15 protein-coding genes and 4 tRNA genes are annotated in these 17064 nt (G+C 70.1%); 5 read left to right on the top strand and 14 right to left on the bottom strand.

Annotation, left to right across the window (positions count from 1 at the left end; all coding sequences use genetic code 11):
- Window positions 1-224 precede the first annotated feature (224 nt).
- From IEY63_RS17740 to IEY63_RS17725, 4 genes are all read right to left on the bottom strand, one after another.
- Window positions 225-299, bottom strand: a tRNA-Thr gene (locus IEY63_RS17740).
- A gap of 13 nt (window positions 300-312) precedes the next feature.
- Window positions 313-385: transfer RNA gene (locus tag IEY63_RS17735), tRNA-Gly, on the bottom strand.
- A 7-nt stretch (window positions 386-392) separates the two neighbouring features.
- Window positions 393-478: transfer RNA gene (locus IEY63_RS17730), tRNA-Tyr, on the bottom strand.
- Window positions 479-548: 70 nt separating this feature from the next.
- A tRNA-Thr gene (locus tag IEY63_RS17725) sits at window positions 549-621 on the bottom strand.
- Window positions 622-943: 322 nt separating this feature from the next.
- Between IEY63_RS17725 and IEY63_RS17720 the strand changes: the two genes are divergently transcribed.
- A complete protein-coding gene (locus tag IEY63_RS17720; RefSeq protein WP_189070319.1) occupies window positions 944-2866 on the top strand; it encodes an ABC transporter ATP-binding protein in 1923 nt (640 codons plus the stop codon).
- Entirely contained in the window at window positions 2863-4722 is a 1860-nt protein-coding gene (locus IEY63_RS17715) for an ABC transporter ATP-binding protein (protein ID WP_189070318.1), read from the top strand. The genes IEY63_RS17720 and IEY63_RS17715 overlap by 4 nt, the downstream gene beginning before the upstream one ends.
- A 64-nt stretch (window positions 4723-4786) precedes the next feature.
- On the opposite strand, the gene IEY63_RS17710 is transcribed toward IEY63_RS17715, so the two are convergent.
- A complete protein-coding gene (locus IEY63_RS17710; RefSeq protein WP_189070317.1) occupies window positions 4787-6616 on the bottom strand; it encodes an extracellular catalytic domain type 1 short-chain-length polyhydroxyalkanoate depolymerase in 1830 nt (609 codons plus the stop codon).
- 194 nt (window positions 6617-6810) lie between these two features.
- Window positions 6811-7386, bottom strand: a complete 576-nt coding sequence (gene tsaB / locus IEY63_RS17705) for a tRNA (adenosine(37)-N6)-threonylcarbamoyltransferase complex dimerization subunit type 1 TsaB (protein ID WP_189070316.1) — start codon at window positions 7384-7386, stop codon at window positions 6811-6813.
- 152 nt (window positions 7387-7538) lie between these two features.
- Here tsaB and IEY63_RS17700 point away from each other — a divergent pair, with 152 nt between their 5' ends.
- Window positions 7539-8681, top strand: a complete 1143-nt coding sequence (locus IEY63_RS17700; RefSeq protein ID WP_189070315.1) for a citrate/2-methylcitrate synthase — start codon at window positions 7539-7541, stop codon at window positions 8679-8681.
- Window positions 8682-8750: 69 nt separating this feature from the next.
- Here IEY63_RS17700 and IEY63_RS17695 read toward each other — a convergent pair whose 3' ends face one another.
- Window positions 8751-9185: an ACT domain-containing protein gene (locus IEY63_RS17695; protein WP_189070314.1), complete on the bottom strand. Its 435-nt coding sequence runs from the start codon at window positions 9183-9185 to the stop codon at window positions 8751-8753.
- A gap of 178 nt (window positions 9186-9363) precedes the next feature.
- On the opposite strand from IEY63_RS17695, the gene IEY63_RS17690 reads away from it, so the two are divergent.
- A complete protein-coding gene (locus IEY63_RS17690) occupies window positions 9364-9945 on the top strand; it encodes a hypothetical protein (protein ID WP_189070313.1) in 582 nt (193 codons plus the stop codon).
- 11 nt (window positions 9946-9956) lie between these two features.
- Here IEY63_RS17690 and IEY63_RS17685 read toward each other — a convergent pair whose 3' ends face one another.
- The 4 genes from IEY63_RS17685 to IEY63_RS17670 form a co-directional block, all read right to left on the bottom strand.
- On the bottom strand, window positions 9957-10418 hold the full coding sequence (locus IEY63_RS17685) for a hypothetical protein (RefSeq protein WP_189070312.1): 462 nt from the start codon (window positions 10416-10418) through the stop codon (window positions 9957-9959).
- 64 nt (window positions 10419-10482) lie between these two features.
- A complete protein-coding gene (locus IEY63_RS17680) occupies window positions 10483-11475 on the bottom strand; it encodes an MBL fold metallo-hydrolase (RefSeq protein WP_189070311.1) in 993 nt (330 codons plus the stop codon).
- Between the two features lie 103 nt (window positions 11476-11578).
- Window positions 11579-12514: a PEGA domain-containing protein gene (locus IEY63_RS17675; RefSeq protein ID WP_189070310.1), complete on the bottom strand. Its 936-nt coding sequence runs from the start codon at window positions 12512-12514 to the stop codon at window positions 11579-11581.
- Between the two features lie 75 nt (window positions 12515-12589).
- Window positions 12590-13108: a peroxiredoxin gene (locus tag IEY63_RS17670; protein WP_189070309.1), complete on the bottom strand. Its 519-nt coding sequence runs from the start codon at window positions 13106-13108 to the stop codon at window positions 12590-12592.
- Window positions 13109-13144: 36 nt separating this feature from the next.
- On the opposite strand from IEY63_RS17670, the gene tilS reads away from it, so the two are divergent.
- A complete protein-coding gene (tilS, locus tag IEY63_RS17665; protein ID WP_229784794.1) occupies window positions 13145-14743 on the top strand; it encodes a tRNA lysidine(34) synthetase TilS in 1599 nt (532 codons plus the stop codon).
- Here tilS and IEY63_RS17660 read toward each other — a convergent pair.
- The 3 genes from IEY63_RS17660 to IEY63_RS17650 form a co-directional block, all read right to left on the bottom strand.
- Window positions 14740-14922, bottom strand: a complete 183-nt coding sequence (locus tag IEY63_RS17660) for a hypothetical protein (protein WP_189070308.1) — start codon at window positions 14920-14922, stop codon at window positions 14740-14742. The genes tilS and IEY63_RS17660 overlap by 4 nt on opposite strands.
- A gap of 75 nt (window positions 14923-14997) precedes the next feature.
- Entirely contained in the window at window positions 14998-15795 is a 798-nt protein-coding gene (locus IEY63_RS17655) for a glycine-rich domain-containing protein (RefSeq protein WP_189070307.1), read from the bottom strand.
- Between the two features lie 100 nt (window positions 15796-15895).
- The gene (locus IEY63_RS17650) at window positions 15896-16993 is read right to left on the bottom strand and encodes a GTP pyrophosphokinase (RefSeq protein WP_189070306.1); all 1098 of its coding nucleotides are present in this window, start codon (window positions 16991-16993) and stop codon (window positions 15896-15898) included.
- Window positions 16994-17064: the final 71 nt, after the last annotated feature.

Here is a 17064-nt window from a genome sequence, read left to right as displayed (position 1 = left end):
CGACGTGACCGATGGTGCCCACGTTCACGTGGGGCTTCGTGCGCTCGAACGTTCCTTTAGCCATGAGTGTGTCCTCCTGAGAGTGGACTGCCCGCTGTGCAGGCAAGCCTTGACAGTGTACAGGCCCGCCGCGTGAACGCAAAGAGGGTTCCTTGAGGTTCTGCGGTCGGTCCGGAATGGGGGCCTAGAGAAGAGGCGCGACCCACAAAGAGGCCGCGCCATGTTGGAGCTTCTGGTCGGGATTGAACCGACGACCTCTCCCTTACCAAGGGAGTGCTCTACCACTGAGCTACAGAAGCGTTGGGGTGAAAAAGCGGGAAACGAGACTCGAACTCGCGACATTCAGCTTGGGAAGCTGACGCTCTACCAACTGAGCTATTCCCGCGTGATCGTGGTGGGCAGGGGCGGATTCGAACCGCCGTACACTTACGTGAACAGATTTACAGTCTGTCGCCTTTAACCACTCGGCCACCTACCCGGATTGTACCCACTGTTTCGCTTTTCTCAAAGCGCACGTTCAGCCCTGTGGTGAGGTTGATCGTGTGTGAAGCCACCCAGGAGAATCGAACTCCCAACCTTCCGATTACAAGTCGGGTGCTCTACCAGTTGAGCTAGGGTGGCACCGTTCCCGTTGGAAAGCGCTGGAACAATGTCCGGCCTCTGAGTGCGGAAGTTTCGGCGTTTGGCGCGTTCACTTCCGGCTGTGAATAGTAGCAGTCCCCCCCAAGGGTGTCAATCACCTCACGGCCACGCCCGACTCTGCGCCCCATCCGCCCGGCCCGATGTCCCCTTGAGCGTTCGCTCAGTCAGGAACAGGTATGCGCCATGTGGCGCATTTCAGTGGGCGCCTGCGGGCGTATCCTCGCCTGCGCACAGGCCTCCACGGGCCTCTGAAACCACCACCCCCAGCCCCGCCTTCCCCCCGCCCCAGGAGGCACCACCCTTGGACAGTTTCCGCACCCTGCTGCCGTACCTGCGCCTGCACACCCGGCAGTACGTGATCGGGCTCATCGCCGTGGCCATCGCCACCGCCGTGAACCTGCTCCCGTACTACCTCATCCGCCTGACCATCGACGGCCTGACCGGACAGGTGGACGGCAACTCCGCCACCCCGGGCCTGACCGTTGCCACCGCCGGGCTGTACGCCCTGGGCGTCGTGGCCGCCGCGCTGACCGCGGGCTTTTTCATGCTGGTCATGCGCCGCAATATCGTCGTGGCGTCCCGGCAGTCCGAGTACGAGATCCGCCGCGACCTGTTCGCGCACCTGCAGACCCTCGACAAGCACTACTACGACCGCGCCCGCACCGGCGACCTGATGAACCGCCTGACCGGCGACCTGAGCGCCGTGCGCGAAATGCTGGGCTTCGGCGCGTGGCAGATCGTGAACATCGTCGCGGGCTTCATCTCCGCCTTCACGGTGATGTTCAGCCTCAGCTGGCAGCTGGCGCTGATCGTCGTGGCGATCGTGCCCCTCATCGTGGGTGTCCTGTCGTACCTGGCGCGGCAGATCAACGTCCGGCACCGCCTCGCGCAGGAACAGAACTCGCTGATCTCCGCCCGGGCCCAGGAGAACTTCAGCGGCGCGCGCGTCGTGAAGGGTTACGCCATCGAGGACCGCGAGATCGAGGACTACCGCGCCATGAACCTCGAACTGCTGCGCCGCAACATCGCCCTGACCAAGGTGGACGGCCCGCTGCGCTCTTTCATGAGCCTGCTGCTGGGCCTGGCGTTCGGCCTGATCCTGCTCGTCGGTGGGCGGCTGATCCTGGCGCCGGACAGCACCTTCACGGTGGGGATGTTCGTGCAGTTCGTCGGCACCCTGGAACGCCTGACTTTCCCGATGCTGATGATCGGCTGGATCACCAGCGTCGCGCAGCGCGGCCTGGCCTCCTGGCTGCGCCTGAAAGAGATCTTCGACGCCCAGCCCCTCGTGCGGGACGAGCCGGGCCGCGCCGACAGCCGGGTGCGCGCCCTGCGCGGCGACATCAGCCTGGACCACGTCACGCTGCGCTACGGTCAGACGACCGTCCTGAACGACGTGACCCTGAACGTGCCCGCCGGGACGTTCCTGGGCGTGACCGGCCCCACCGGCAGCGGCAAGACCCTGCTGGGCCAGCTGCTGACCCGCGCCATGGACCCCACGACCGGTACCGTACGCATCGACGGGCACGACCTGCGCACCATCCCGCTGAGCACCCTGCGCGGCGCGATCAGCGTGGTGCCGCAGGAACCCTTCCTGTTCGGGGACAGCATCGCCAACAACATCGGCTTCGGGATTGAGGCCCGCGACCTGCCGGTCGTGCCCATCGGCGTCAGCGTGGTCGGCGCGCCCCCACCCGACGACATTCCCCAGAACCCCGACCCGGCCCGCGTGCGCGACGCCGCGCGCCTGGCGGGACTGCTAGGCGACGTCGAGGACTTCCCGCAGGGCTTCGACACCATGCTGGGCGAGCGCGGCGTCACCCTGAGTGGCGGGCAGCGCCAGCGCACCGCCATCGCCCGCGCGATCGTGCGCGAACCCGCCATCCTGATCCTCGACGACTCTCTGAGCGCCGTGGACACCGAGACTGAACGCCGCATCGTGGACGGCCTGCGCGAGGTCAGCCAGGGCCGCACCGTCATCCTGATCGCCCACCGCGTCAGCACCCTGCGCCACGCCGACCAGATCATCGTGCTCGAGGACGGCCGCCTGACCGAACACGGCAGCCACGACGACCTGATCGCTCAGGGCGGCCATTACGCCCAGCTGGAGCGGCTCCAGCGCCTCGCCAGTGACCTTGACGCCGATGACGAACCCGTGGCCGACCCAGAAACGGCGGCGGACGAGCTGGAAACCCTGACCCAGCACCAGAAGGTGAACCGATGACCCGCCCCGATACCGACGCCTACCAGAAGGGCTTCGACGCCCACCTCGTGCGGCGCATCCTGAACTACGTCCGCCCCTACATGCCACTCGTGATCGGCGGGGTGCTGCTGGCCCTGCTGATCTCACTGGCCTCACCGCTGTTCGCGCTGATCCAGCGGCACGCCATCGACGCGTACCTCTCGCCCCTCGCGCAGGGGCAGGCCACCAGCCGCGACGCCCTCCTGAGCGGCCTGACCACCACCGCCCTGGCCTACATGGGCCTGAAGGTCGTGGAGTTCGCGCTGCAGTACGGGTTCGTCCTGACCATCGGCTACCTGGGCCAGAACGTCCTGCGCGACATCCGCGCCGACGTGTTCGGCAAGCTCCAGCGGCTGCACCTCGCGTACTTCGACCAGAACCCCGTTGGGCGCCTGATCACCCGCGTGACCAGCGACGTGGACGCCATCAACCAGTTCATCACCGGCGGTCTGGTCAGCCTGATCCAGAGCACCTTCATCATTGTCGTGTACGTCGTGATCATGCTCAGCGTGAACTGGCGCCTGGCGCTGATCTCGTTCACGGTGCTGCCGGTCCTGTTCCTCGCCACCCGCTTCTTCCAGACCCGCCTGCGCGACTCGTTCCGCGTGACCCGCACCCAGCAGGCCATCGTGAACAGCAAACTGAACGAGAACATCACCGGCATGCTCACCGTGCAGCTGTTCGGCCGGCAGAAACGCAGCGCGCTGGACTTCAACCTCAGCAACCGCGCCCTGCTGAGCGCGAACGAGAACAGCGTCAAGTGGTTCTCGCTGTTCATGCCCGTCGTGGCCGTGCTCGGCCAGGTCGCCGTGGCGCTGATCCTGTACTTCGCCGCCCGGCAGATTCTCGGCGTGGACGGCGTGGTCGCCGGGGCCATCACGGTCGGGACGCTGTTCGCGTTCGTGCAGCTCTCGCAGCAGCTGTTCCAGCCCATCCAGGACCTCGCGGACGTGTTCAACAACCTCCAGGCGGCCATGGCCAGCAGCGAACGCATCTTCGGCGTGCTCGACACCGAGGAAGCCATCCAGGACAAGCCCGGCGCGCAGACGCTGCCGGACTTCCAGGGCCGCGTCACCTTCGACCAGGTCTGGTTCGCGTACGACCAGGACGTCAGCGAGAGCACCGCCGACACCGACGACCGCTGGATCCTGCGCGGCATTGACCTCGACATCCAGCCCGGCGAGAGCGTCGCTCTGGTCGGCGCGACCGGCGCGGGCAAGACCAGCGTCACCGCCCTGGTCAGCCGCTTCTACGACGTGCAGCGCGGCGCGGTGAAGGTGGACGGCTTGAACGTCCGCGACCTACAGCAGCACGACCTGCGCAAACACGTGGGCGTCGTACTGCAGGATGTGTTCCTGTTCGCGGGCACCATCGAGAGCAACCTCACGTTGAACAACCCCGAGATTCCCCACGAGCGCGTCGTGGAAGCCTGCCGCTACGTCGGCGTACACGACTACATCCTCAGCCTCGAACACGGCTACCAGACCGAGGTGCGCGAACGCGGCGCGACCCTGTCCACCGGGCAGAAGCAGCTGCTGGCCTTCGCCCGCGCGCTGATCCAGAACCCGGACATCCTGCTCGTCCTTGACGAGGCCACCGCCAACGTGGACACCGAGACCGAACTGCGCATCCAGGCCGCGCTGGAACGCGTCATGCGCGGCCGTACCAGCATCATCATCGCCCACCGCCTCAGCACCATCGAACACTGCGACCGCATCGTCGTGATGCGCAAGGGCCGCATCGTCGAGCAGGGCAGCCACCGCCAGCTGCTCGACAAGGGCGGCTACTACGCCCGCCTGCACCGCCTCCAGTACGCGCAGGGGGACGCCGCCGACTGAACCGGCAACGCAGAGGGGCGCCGGCCGCGGATTGAACCGCACCGGCGCCCCTTTCCCGTGGAGGTCAGCGGTACGTGACGTTCAGCGTGACCTGCGTGCCTTCGCCCAGCGTGAGGTAGTCGCTCAGGCCGTTGCTGCGCGCCGTGCCGCCCGTGAAGGCGAGGCGCAGCTGCGTGCTGCCCGCCCGGTTGATTGCCGCGAGCCCAGAGGCGTTCAGCGGCGCGCTGAGGGTGGTGCCCGCCGCCGTGCCCGCAGGGGCCGCGAAGGAGGCGACACCTGCCGCCGTGACGGCCGCCGCGAAGTCGTCCGTGCCCAGCGCGCAGGTGGCGCCCAGGCAGCCGCTCCGCACGTCGACCCCCAGCGTGGCGCCGCCCGCCCAGGGGTTCCCGTTCGGCGCGAAGCTGTAGCGTACCGTCAGGGTCGCGCCGGTCACGGTCGCGCCGTCCGGCAGGCTGGACGTGTCGAACGACAGCACGCTCTTCCACGGGGCGTCCGCGTTGTCCCCCACGCCGATCCCACCCGACGCCACCACGTACCCGCCGGTCGTGGCGGACGGCGTGTTCGCCGCCACGTACCCGTCCTGCGCCGCCACCGAACTGAACGACACCGCCGTGTCCGGCGCGGCCGTCAGCGTGTACGCGTACGCCTGCGGGGCCGACGCGTTCCCCGCCGTGTCCACCGCGGACGCCCGCACCGTGCCGCTGCCCACCAGCGTGACGCTCCCGCCGCCCGCCAGCGTCACCCGCGTGGCACTACTGGCCGGGTCGCTGCCGTCCGTGGTGGCGTACACCGTGCCCGGCTCGTTCAGGGACAGCGTGACCGTCAGCGGCCCCACGTACGTGCCCGGCGCGGGCGACACGCTCACGACCGGCGCGGTCGTGTCCGGCGCCGTGCCGCCCCCACCCGACGTCCCGGCGCTGAAGAAACGCCACAGCTCCGCGCTTGCGTCCGGCCCTTTCGGATCCGTGTACGACCCGGCGGTACTCCCGCCACTCCAGGCGTGCCCCATGCCGGTCACCGACCACTGCTCGACCACGCCGCCCGCGAAGGTCTTCACGCTGTACGCCCGGCCTCCGCTGACCGTGCCCGAACGCGTCGTCACCTGCGCCGTGCTGCGGCTGCCGTTGTCCTGCCCGTCGTCCGCGAGGTCGTTCGTCTGCACCCACTGCGCCGCCACCTGATCGCCGTTCACCGGGTACACCGTGTAATCGCTGCTGCCATGGAACACGATGGTCCGCACCGTCCGCTTGAAGGTCCCCATCGCGGCGTACGCCGCCGTCCCCTGCGCGTCCGGGTTCGGCCCGCCGCTGTTCATCGCCGTGAACGCCGCCGAGGAACTCGTGGCCGCCTTGAACTCCAGTCCCGACGCGACGCCGATGCCGCTGAACACGTCCGGGTACGTGGCCCCCATGATCACGCTCATGGCTGCGCCTGCCGACAGGCCCGCCACGTACACCCGCGCGGCGTCCACGTTCACCTTGCCCTTCACGGCGTCCACGACCGCCTTGATCGCCGCCGGTTCCCCCTGCCCGCGCGCCTGATGCGCCGGATCGAACCAGTTCCAGCACTTGTTCTGGTTGGCGCTCGACGGCTGCTCCGGGTACACGACCAAGAACCCCTGCGTGTCCGCGAGGTCGTTCATGCGCGTGCCCGCCGCGAAATCCGCCGGGGACTGCGTGCAGCCGTGCAACATGACCACTAGGGGCCGCGCCGCACCCGCCCCGGCCGTGGGCGTGTACAGCGTGTAGTTGCGGGTCACGCCTGCCCCCGTCGCGCTGCCGGTGGTCGTAGTACCGGTCGCCTGAGCGTGCAGTGGGGACGACAGGGGAGAGGACGGAGCCTGCGCGCAGGCAGCCAGCAGGAGCGGCAAAGACAGCAGGGCGGCGCGATTCATGACGGACCTCACGGGAAGTGGGCGCGGCGCGCCCTGGCAACGGAACGACAGAGGTTCCGGCGCGTGCCGCCGGGAGAACGAGTTGAGACTGACCCGCCCACCCTATGCGCCGGGCGTCACACGCCGGTTACAGACGAAACAGTGCAGCGCGGCCCCGGAATCCACCGCAGACCGCGCCCCGCCTCGTCCCGACCTTACAGGTACGCCAGCGCCCAGTCCCGCGCGCCGTGATCCAGCCCCGCCCGCAGCAGCGCGAGGCCGTCCGGCGCGGCGTCCGCCCGGTGCGGCGCGCCGTCCAGGGCCGCCTGGAACTCTTCGAGCGGCAGGCGCGTAGGCGCCAGGAGGGTCGCGCGGACCACGCCGCCCCGCACGTCGTAGCGCGCGGCGTACACGTTCCCCTTGCGGGCGTCCAGCGACACGCCCTGCACGCCGTCCCTGCCCACCAGCGCCTCCAGCGTGCTGACCCCCAGCACCGGCGCGCCCCACACCCGCCCCAGGCCCAGCGCGTAACTCGCGCCCACCCGCACGCCCGTGTAGGACCCGGGCCCTGTGCCGATCACCACGGCATCCGCGCGCAGCGGCAGCCCCGCCTCCGCGAACAGCGCCTGAACAGCGCCCGGCAGCAGCTCCGCGTGCGCGCGCCCCACCTCACGCGACACCTGCACCGACCCGCCCGGCCACGCCAGCGCCAGCGTCAGCCACGGCGTCGCCGTGTCCAGCGCCAGGGTCACGTCCGGCTTCAGGGAGGCAGGGGCAGCGTGCTCAGTCATCGCCGGGCATTGTAGGACAGCCCGCCCGGTGCGCCCGTCCCGTGAAGTGCTGACGTGCGGCGTTCACTCCGCCTTTGCAACCGCGTTTGTCACCCCGCCGGGAACGTGATCAGGCGGCGGCGGAAAGCGGCCCGGTGGTATGCTCGATCATCATGACGAACACCGCCAGTATCGCCAAAGGACTCGAAGGCGTTCTCTTCACCGAGAGCAAACTCACGTTCATCAACGGCACCGAAGGCATCCTGACCCACCTGGGCATTCCGATTCAGGAATGGGCGGAAAACAGCACCTTTGAGGAACTGTCCCTGGCGCTCCTGAACGGCCAGCTGCCCACCGCCGCCGAACTCGCGCAGTTCGACGCGGACCTGAAAGCCAACCGCGCCATTCCTGAGGCGCTGACCGAGATCATCAAGGGCATGCCACGCGGCGTGCACCCCATGCAGGCGCTGCGCACCGCCGTGTCCTACCTGGGGCTCCTGGACCCCCAGTCCGAGGACACCAGCGCCGAGGGCCGCCGCGCCATCGCGACGCGCATGATCGCGCAGTTCGCCACGATCATCGCCGCCATCAACCGCGCGCAGGAAGGCCAGGAGATCGTCGCGCCCCGCATGGACCTCACCCACGCCGGGAACTACCTCTACATGCTCAGCGGCAAGGAACCCACCGCCGAGCAGACCCGCCTGTTCGACATTGCCCTCGTGCTGCACGTGGACCACGGCATGAACGCCAGCACCTTCACCGCCATCGCCACCGGCAGCACCCTGTCGGACATGTACTCCTGCATCACCAGCGCCATCGGCGCCCTGAAAGGCCCCCTGCACGGCGGCGCGAATGAGGCCGTGATGGACATGCTCGACGAGGTCGGCACGCCCGACCAGGCCGAGGGTTACATCACGAAGAAGCTCGACAACAAAGAGAAGATCATGGGCGTCGGGCACCGCGTGTACAAGTACTTCGACCCCCGCAGCCGCGTCCTGCGCGACTACGCCGAGCACGTGGCCAACAAGGAAGGCAAGAGCAACTACTACCAGATCCTCGAAACCATCGAGAAGGTCGTCGTGGACCGCATCGGCAGCAAGGGCATCTACCCGAACGTGGACTTCTACAGCGGCACCGTGTACAGCGACCTGGGCATCAAGAAGGAGTACTTCACGCCCATCTTCGCCCTGGCCCGCATCAGCGGCTGGTGCGCCAGCCTGATCGAGTACACCAGCAACAACCGCCTGCTGCGCCCTGACGCCGTATACACCGGCGCCACCGACGCGCACTACGTGAAACTGCAAGACCGCCAGTAACCGGCAGGACAGAGGGGCAGGCTGACCCGAGCGGTTGGCCTGCCCCTCTTCCTGTTGCGGCCCCGCCATCTACGCGCAGATCGGTTCGACCACCCACGCCCCGTAGTAGTTCACGAAGTGCGCCCCCGCCTCGCGGAACGCCTGCGCCACTTCCGGCAGGCGGCCCGGCTGATCCGACACGTCCACGCTCAGGAGCGTCTCGCCCCAGCCCAGCGCCTCCACGTACCGCTCGACATGCACGCGCTCGTCCGTTGCGCCCTGCATCAGGCGCAGCAGCCGCGCCCACAGCCCATGCCGCCGCCCATCCGCGTCCAGGCAGGCCACGCCGTCCTCACCCATCAAGAGCTGCACCGACTGATCCCCCAACCCCAGCGCCAGCAGCTGCGACGTGCACGCCTGCACGTCCTCCAGCGACCGGAACAGCCCGTACACCCGGCCCCGGCTGAGCATCGTGAAATGCATCGTGCCCGCCCGCGCCGCCCGGCCCTGCACGCCTCTGGTCATGACCATCACCCCGTGGATTCCACTGCCCACACGCGGGCAGAGCTCACGTACCGTCGACCACCCACCGCGCCAACCCTGAAGTTCGTTCAGATCTTTACGGTACGTCCGGACAGGGCGGGAAGACTATGCCTGCGCACACCGACACACGGGCATGCGGACGCGGCGTTAGGGTGGACGGATGCTGACTCTGCTGGCGGCCGCCGTGCTGGTGCCCCTCGGAACGCGCGGTCAGGTGTCCATGCCCCTCCCGGCGGGCGGCGTGCCCTACCGGGCCGGGGCGACCGTCCGCTCCCCGCGCGGGGCCGCGACCGCCGTGAAACTCTGCCCCGAGGAGTCCACCATGGGCCCGGCAGTGTGTCGAGTCGTCCTGGCCCGCCCCGGGCAAGGGCCGCTGACGTTAAAGGCTGGCGTGGTGGGCGACCTGTTCTGGACGCCGGACGGCCAGTACCTGATCGGAGCGGGCGTGAACACGCTGCGCCTGTGGAACCTGAACGGTGGCCTGCGACTGGCGGTGCCGCAGGGCAGTCCAGAAGCGGCCGCGGCTCGGCGAGACGCCCGACTGACCCGCATCTGGCTGGAGCGCGGCGTCCTGTGCGCCGCTCTGTACGAGGTCTGGTTCACGGATACCGGTAAGGTCGTCCGCCGCAACGTGACGACCGTCCGGTACGCCCTGCCCACCCTGCGGCCCCTGGCGTCCGTCACCCTGCCCGCCCAGGGGGACCGGGCAGCCGACTGCTTCAAGAGCAGCGCTGAGCCCTGACGGGCAGTGGGTTACGCGCTCAGGCCCTTGCTGCCGTGCAGGGTGCGCTCCACCGTCTCGGTGACTTCCTGCTCGAAGCGGCGCAGGTGCTCGCGCAGGCGGTCCAGTTCCGCCACGCCCAGGTCCGCCAGCCACAGCACGCTGCGGCCCAGCACCGCGAACGTCAGGGGCGCGTCCTCATCCGCGTCCTCATCCGGATCGACCGGGTCGAGGTTCAACATCCCGTAGTCCAGACCCTGATTCATCAGGTTCATGCCCATCAGGATGTCCGGCAGGCTGTCCTCCTCGACGTACAGGTCCAGATCCAGGTGCAGGCGCACGATCACCCCGCCCTGCGGATCGGCCTCGGCGAACATCGCCACGCGCGTCTCACCGTCCTGGATCAGCGCGCCGTCCTCGACCGCCTCGACAGTCAGGCCGCTCTGTTGCAGCGCCGCCATGATCCGCTGCAGTTCCGACTGGGATGCTGTCATGCGCCGGAGTATAGAGCCCATGCCTGCCCCGGACGGTCACGGCGTCCACGGTCCGGCCCGGGGCTCAGGCGTGGTACAGCCACACCTCACGCGCCTCGTTCCACGTGCGGTACAGCTGCCCCAGCAGGCGCAGGTGCTCCACGTGCGCGAGCGTTTCAGCCAGCGCGAACCGCCGCCCCGAGATGTTCAGGTCACGCGGGAACATCGCCAGGGACAGCTCGTACGCGCTGCGGGGCTCGCGGGCCGCTTCGGCCTTCATGAAATCCAGCCGCTCGTGGTGATGGTCGCGCAGTTCACGCGCGCGGGCCTGCACACCGGTCATGACGGGCCCGTGGTGGCCCACCACCGCCCGCGCCGGATTCAGCGCCTCCAGTTTCCCCAGGGTCTGCAGGTAGTCACCCAGCGGGTCGGGGCGGGTGTAGGCGTACAGGCCCACGTTCGGGCTGATGCGCGGCAGGATCGCGTCCCCGGCGATCAGGGTCCCCTCGGCTTCATTCCAGAGGCCCAGGTGCCCGTCCGCGTGACCGGGCAGCCACAGCACCTCCCACGGTTGGCCGGACAGCTCGACGTGCTGGCCCTCGCGCAGTGGCTGCACACGCGACGCCGGGTGCACCCGCTCGCGGCCCCGGCGGTTATCGGCACCCATGCTGTCCAGGGACTCGGGCGGCAGGCCGTGATCGCGCATGTGTTTCAGGTGGCCGGGCAGCCACTCCTCCCACAGGTGCCAGTAGCGTTCGCCGCGCCCGATCTCGACGTCCAGCATCTGCACCTGCGCGCCGCTGCGTTCCTCAACCACGCCCGCCAGCCCGTAGTGATCCGGGTGGTGATGCGTGATGATCAACCGGTCCACGTCCGGCCAGTGCAGACCCAGCGCCGAGAGCCCCGCCTCCAGCGCCGCGCGCGCCTCGGGCGTGTCGAGCGCGCAGTCAATCATGGTGACCGGCCCACCCGCCGGGCGGTCCAGCAGCACCGTCACGTACTTCATGGGGTACGGGATGGGCACCTGAAGGGCGTGCAGGGAGCCCAGCACGGGCGTGAGGAGCGGCGCGTCGGTCATTCCGCGAGCGTATCACCACACTCCCGCCGCGCCCGCCACCGCGTCAGGAACACGAAAAAAGGGGAGGCCGCACCGCCTCCCGCTTCACGGCCTTCGACTGGGATTACGGCAGTTTACAGGTGTACGTGCCGCCCGTCACCGCGCAGATCACCGGGCTGACCCGGTCCGCCGTGACGCGCACCAGCAGGTTCTGCGCTGCGTACTGCTGGTTGCGTGGCACCACGTTCAGCGTCACCACGCCGGGCCGCAGCGGCAGGTCCAGGCCCACGCCCGGCCGCACCGTGTCCACCAAGCGGCGGTCAATGAACAGGTCCGCCAGCACGTCACTGCGGACCGACAGCGTCCCCGTGATCGGGCGCAGCGTGGCGCTGACGCGGTTCACGGCGTTCCCGTCGATGTTCACGCGCTGCGTCACGGTCTTGTACCCGCTGCGCGACACCTCCACCGACACCTGCCCCTCCGGCAGGTCCGGAACGGACAGCGGCGTGGTCCCGACCGCCCGGCCGTTCACGCGCACCAGCGCGTCCGGGAGATTCGAGGTGACGTCCAGCGTCCCGAACCGCACCACGCGGTACACGGTTGTGCCCACCGTGTATGCCCCGGCGGGCAGGGCGCGCGCTGCGGACTCCACCGCGCGTGACACGTCCGACACGCTGCGGGCGCCCGCCGCCGCGTCCAGCGGCATGGGCTGCAGGCTGGCGACCGTGAACACCTGCGTGAACCCCTGCGTGGCGGGCAGGGGCGCCGACACCACCTCGCCCGGGCGGGTCTGCACGGTTGGCAGGACCAGCGCCCCGCCCGTCTCGGGGAGCACCACTGACGTCACGAACGCCACGCGGTCCGTGCTCAGGCGCAGGCTGCCCGGGCCGGGCGCGCGGTACAGCGCGTCCTCACCCGTGACGGGCGCGACCGCCTGCGATCCGGGCGTGACCGACAGACGCAGCTGCGCGCCCGGCTGCGCCCTGAGCGGCGAGGGCACGCACCCGCTCAGCAGCCCCGCCAGCATCAACCCCGTTACACCCGATACGCCACGCTTCATAAGACCAGCGTAAGCCAACCGGGTGACCCGCACCTGACGGACCCCGCCGGGTGTCCAGTCGCAGCGGGCGCCCGGTCAGTGGCCCGCGCGGTCCGCCGCGTCCTGCACGGCTGGACCCGTCCGTCCGGCCGCAGACGCCGCGCGCCGCTCTAGCTCGGCCAGGGTGCTGCTCACGTGCGTCAGCGGGTTGCCGCTGCGGTGCACCCACGCCACCGCGCCGTCCGGATCAATCAGGAACGTCACGCGGGACGCCATGTTCAGCAGACCGCCCAGCGTGCCCAGCACGCCATACGCTCGGCTCAGGCTGTGATCCCCATCAGACAGCAGGGGGTAACTCAGGGTGCAGCGGTCCCGGAAGGCCGCCTGCCGCGCCTCCGTGTCGGTGCTCACGCCGATCACCTGCGCGCCCAGCCGCTCAAATTCCGGCAGGGCCGCCTCGAACCGCTGCGCTTCAATACTGCACCCGGCGCTGCTGGCGCGCGGGTAGAAGTACAGGACCACCCAGCGGCCCCGCAGCTGCGCGAGGCTGACGGTGCGGCCGTCATCACTGCGGCGCGTGAAGTCAGGGGAGGCCTGTCCGGGCGTGACACTCATGCGCCCGATTCTACGGGCGGCCCGTAGAATGCGCCCGTGCCCGACCCCGCCGAGTCCCTGCTGCGCCCCCTGCGTCCCTACGCGGGTCAGGTCGTGGTGACGGGCGTCTCCGGCGGCGCGGACAGCGTGGCGCTGCTGCTGGCGCTGATCCAGGCCGGGGCGCGGCCGGTCGCGGCGCACCTGGATCACGCCCTGCGGCCCGATTCTGCCGCGGACGCCGCGTGGGTGGCGGCCCTGGCCGCGCGGCTGAACGTGCCCTTCGCCCACTCGCGCGTGGACGTGGGCGCGGTCGCCACGCGGCGCGGCTGGAACGTCGAGGACGCCGCCCGCCGCCTGCGCTACGACTTCCTGGCCCGCACCGCGAAAGCGCACGGCGCGCCCGTCATCCTGACCGCCCACACCCTCCGCGATCAGGCCGAGACGGTCCTGACCGCCCTGCTGCGCGGCGAGGCCGTCCTGTACGGCATGCCCGCCGAGCGCGGGCGGGTGAGGCGGCCCTGGCTGGACGTGCCCCGCGCCGACCTGGAAGCGTTCCTGCACGCGCAGGGCCAGGACTGGCGTGAGGACCCCACCAACCACGATCCCGCCTACACCCGCGCGTGGCTGCGCCGCGAGGTCATGCCCGTCCTGACCGCCCGCTACCCCGCGCTGGAAGCCACCCTGGCCCGCGTGGCCCGCTGGCAGGCGCAGGACGACGACGCCCTGACCGCCCAGGCGCGGCGGGTCACGGCGCACGCCCCGCTGCGCGCCGTGCCGGGTGCCGTGCTGCGCCGCTGGCTGCGCGCCCAACTGCAGAATGCGGGCCTGGACGCGCATGCCACGCACCTCGACACGCTGTCCGGCGCCCTGAGGGAAGGCCGCACCACCCACGTTGACCTGCCCGGCGCGCACCCCGTCACCGTGACTGGCGGGCAGCTGCACCTGACGCCCCACACGTACGCCGAGCCTGATTTTCCTCTGCCGGAAGGCTGGACGCGGCGCACCCGGCAATCCGGTGACCGCATTCACCTGCCCGGCGGCACCCGCAAACTCAGTGACGTGTTCACCGACCGGCACGTGCCCCGCGCCGACCGCGACCACGTGCCGCTGCTCGTCAGTGACGCGGGCGTGCAGTGGATCGGCCTCCAGCCGCGCATCTGGGCCGCTGGCGCGCGCGAGCATGCCGCCCAGCCGCCCGACCCACTGCACGCCGCCATGGGTGAGGCCCTTGCACAGGCGCAGCAGGCCGCCGCTGCGCAGGAAGTCCCGGTGGGCGCGGTCGTCCTCGGCCCGGACGGTCAGGTGATCGGGCGGGGCCGCAACACCAGCCGCGAGCACGGCGACATGACCCGCCACGCCGAACTCCAGGCGCTCCGGGACGCCGCCCGCACCCTGGGCACGCCGTACCTGACCCACTGCACGCTGGTCGTCACGCTGGAACCCTGCCCCATGTGCCTCGGCGCGGCCCTCGAAGCCCGCATTGGGCACATCGCGTACGGCGCCGCGAACCCCAAGGCGGGCGCGCTGGGCGGCGTCACCGACCTGCTGGCCGCGCACTGGGGGCACGCGCCGCAGGTCACGCCCGGTCTCCGCGCCCACGAGGCCGCCCGACTCCTGAAAGACGTGTTCAGCCAGCTGCGCGCCCGTGACCTCTAACGCCGCAGGGCCGCGAGGGACGCCTGAAACGCCCGGAACTGCTCGGCCGTCAGGCCCAGCCGCGCTGCGCTCAACTCATCCTCCGCGGCCCCGTGCTGCACGACCAGCTCGTGGCGGGACAGCCGAGCCAGGTCCGTGTCCGTGGGCCCTGTGTGCAGACCGGGAATCTCGACTCGCATACGCCACCGTACCCGGGAGCGGCCCCGCGCGGCATCCGCCGACTGGCCGAGGCCCCCGCGCCCCAGCGGACACGCTCAGCTGCTGCACCCGCCGCCGCAGCTCGACCCGCAGCTGCTGCCGCCCCCGTCCGAGCAGCTGCTGTCACTGCCGGACGAGCCCGCAGGGTCACAACTGCCGGACGTGCCCGAGGTGGACTCCGAGGAGACGTACAGCGGGAACCACCCGTCCGAGGTGCCCTCACCGCGCCGCGCCGGACGGCTGGGCAACCCGGACAGCCAGCTGACGAACAGCACCGTCAGCCCCACCACGAAGGCCACCAGCAGCGCGTAATGACTCCAGGCGAACGTCAGGCCCGCGATCAGCGCGGCCCCCAACGCCAGCCACAGGCCCGAACGGCGCGCGCTGCCCTGCACGTGCCTGTGGCGGCGCGGCGTGCGCCGCGGGTCTGGCCAGATGTCCGCCGGCGGGCGCTCCCCGAACGTGCGCGCGTAGGCGTCCAGCGTCGCCTCGTACTGCGCGCGGAACCGGCCCCCCTCACCCGGCTGTCCACTGCCCGGCTCGTGGTGCAGCGGCGCGGGCAGCAGAGGCGTCAGGCACGCCCAGTAATCGCGGGTGAACAGCAGGTGCAGGTGCCAGACCTCATCCACCACCGCCGAGGGCGTGACCGGCGCGCCCAGCGTGGACAGCAGCAGGAAGCGGCGGTACTCCTGCGCGGCGCGCTGCGTGAAGGCGGGCGTCCAGCGCTGCTCGCGGCCCAGGCGGGTCAGCAGTCCGTCCGGCAGGGCGTACGTGCGCAGGTCATCCCACAGCTGGGGCAGGGCCGGGAGGTTCGGGTTGACGCTGGGCTGACCGTCCATGCGGGCTTCATTCATGGCCACTCCCTGACGGGATACGCCCTTGGGGTCGGCCAGGACGGCCTCCACGCTGGTGATCCCGTCAAGGTCAGGGTGCGCGGGTCCCGTCAGGCGAATGTCAGCCCACCTGCCGGTCCGTGCCGGACGTCGCCTGCGTGTACGCCTCCCGCACCGCCGCCACCAGCTGCTCACCACTCAGGACGCCGCGCATGTCCAGCATGCTGACAATCTCATGCGGGTCCAGCAGCGGATTCGCGCACGCGCGCAGCAGCGCGTAATGCACCACGCTCGTGCCCGGCCGCGCCCCGCCCGCCGGCGTCCACGCCTCACGCAGGCGCGGCAGCAGCAGCGACGCGAAGCGCACCACCTCCGCCTCATGCCGCCGCAACTCCTTCTGCAACGCCCCCACCGAGTGCACGCCCACGTAATGCAGCAGGCTCGCCAGCCGCTGCGGCCGCTCCGGGTCCGGCCAGTCCGTCAGGAGCAGCACGTTCAGCGCCCCCGCCACCTGCTGATCCAGGTCCCGCACGGGCGGCACGTCCAGCAGGTGCTTCATGCTGGGCGCGTCAATGAACACCGCGTCCGGCGCCTCCTGCACCCGCGTGGGCAGCGTCGCCGTGTACTGCTGCGACAGGCGGTGCAGCGTCATGAATTCCTCGTCCGCCATTTCCAGCAGCCCCGCCAGCCGGTAGAAACGGCGCTGCACCTCCCGCGGAATCGCCTCGCGGTTCTTGTACCCCAGGTCATGCTCGATCTCCGCCCACGCGTGCTGGAGGATCGAGCGGATCTGCACCTCGAACTTCAGGCCCGCAAACCCCGACAGGTCCGGCGAGTCCGGCGTGACCTGCACCACGTAATGCACGCCCATGTACCCGAACCGGTCCGGGTCGTGCATCTTGCTCTTGTCAATCGAGTTCTCCCAGTCAATCGCGTGATGCTCCTCCAGCAGGCGCGACACCACACTCACGTCCGACTCGAAGTACGTGATCACGCGCACCGCCACCAGATCCGTCACGTCCGCCAGCGACCCGTACCGGCCCGGCTTGCGGCGCAGCTTGTCCTCCAGACTCGCGCGTTTCTTCACGCGGCCCGTCACGTGATGAATGTTCAGGCCCGCCCCGGCGATCAGCCGCGTGACGTGCGCCACCGCCGCGTCCCGCAAGCCCTCAAAGGTCTCGCACCCGTCCTCGTACGCCTGGAGTAACCGGCCTGTCATGTCCCCACAGCTTAAGCCCGCACGCCCACCACGCGCCGCGCACCCTCCACACCCGCCCCCACGGCGCGCGT

Source organism: Deinococcus radiotolerans (assembly GCF_014647435.1).
In the GTDB taxonomy this organism is placed as follows: domain Bacteria; phylum Deinococcota; class Deinococci; order Deinococcales; family Deinococcaceae; genus Deinococcus; species Deinococcus radiotolerans.
The sequence above is the reverse complement of the archived record's forward strand: the minus strand, read 5'-3'. Positions and strand labels throughout refer to the sequence as shown.

Coding starts and splice junctions, on each gene's coding strand:
- IEY63_RS17690 (WP_189070313.1), top strand. CDS start 9,364: ATGCTGACTCTGCTGGCGGCCGCCGTGCTGGTGCCCCTCGGAACGCGC.
- IEY63_RS17710 (WP_189070317.1), bottom strand. CDS start 6,616: ATGAATCGCGCCGCCCTGCTGTCTTTGCCGCTCCTGCTGGCTGCCTGC.
- IEY63_RS17675 (WP_189070310.1), bottom strand. CDS start 12,514: ATGAAGCGTGGCGTATCGGGTGTAACGGGGTTGATGCTGGCGGGGCTG.
- IEY63_RS17715 (WP_189070318.1), top strand. CDS start 2,863: ATGACCCGCCCCGATACCGACGCCTACCAGAAGGGCTTCGACGCCCAC.
- IEY63_RS17670 (WP_189070309.1), bottom strand. CDS start 13,108: ATGAGTGTCACGCCCGGACAGGCCTCCCCTGACTTCACGCGCCGCAGT.
- IEY63_RS17680 (WP_189070311.1), bottom strand. CDS start 11,475: ATGACCGACGCGCCGCTCCTCACGCCCGTGCTGGGCTCCCTGCACGCC.
- IEY63_RS17695 (WP_189070314.1), bottom strand. CDS start 9,185: ATGACCAGAGGCGTGCAGGGCCGGGCGGCGCGGGCGGGCACGATGCAT.
- IEY63_RS17655 (WP_189070307.1), bottom strand. CDS start 15,795: ATGAATGAAGCCCGCATGGACGGTCAGCCCAGCGTCAACCCGAACCTC.
- IEY63_RS17700 (WP_189070315.1), top strand. CDS start 7,539: ATGACGAACACCGCCAGTATCGCCAAAGGACTCGAAGGCGTTCTCTTC.
- IEY63_RS17685 (WP_189070312.1), bottom strand. CDS start 10,418: ATGACAGCATCCCAGTCGGAACTGCAGCGGATCATGGCGGCGCTGCAA.
- tsaB (WP_189070316.1), bottom strand. CDS start 7,386: ATGACTGAGCACGCTGCCCCTGCCTCCCTGAAGCCGGACGTGACCCTG.
- IEY63_RS17660 (WP_189070308.1), bottom strand. CDS start 14,922: ATGCGAGTCGAGATTCCCGGTCTGCACACAGGGCCCACGGACACGGAC.
- IEY63_RS17650 (WP_189070306.1), bottom strand. CDS start 16,993: ATGACAGGCCGGTTACTCCAGGCGTACGAGGACGGGTGCGAGACCTTT.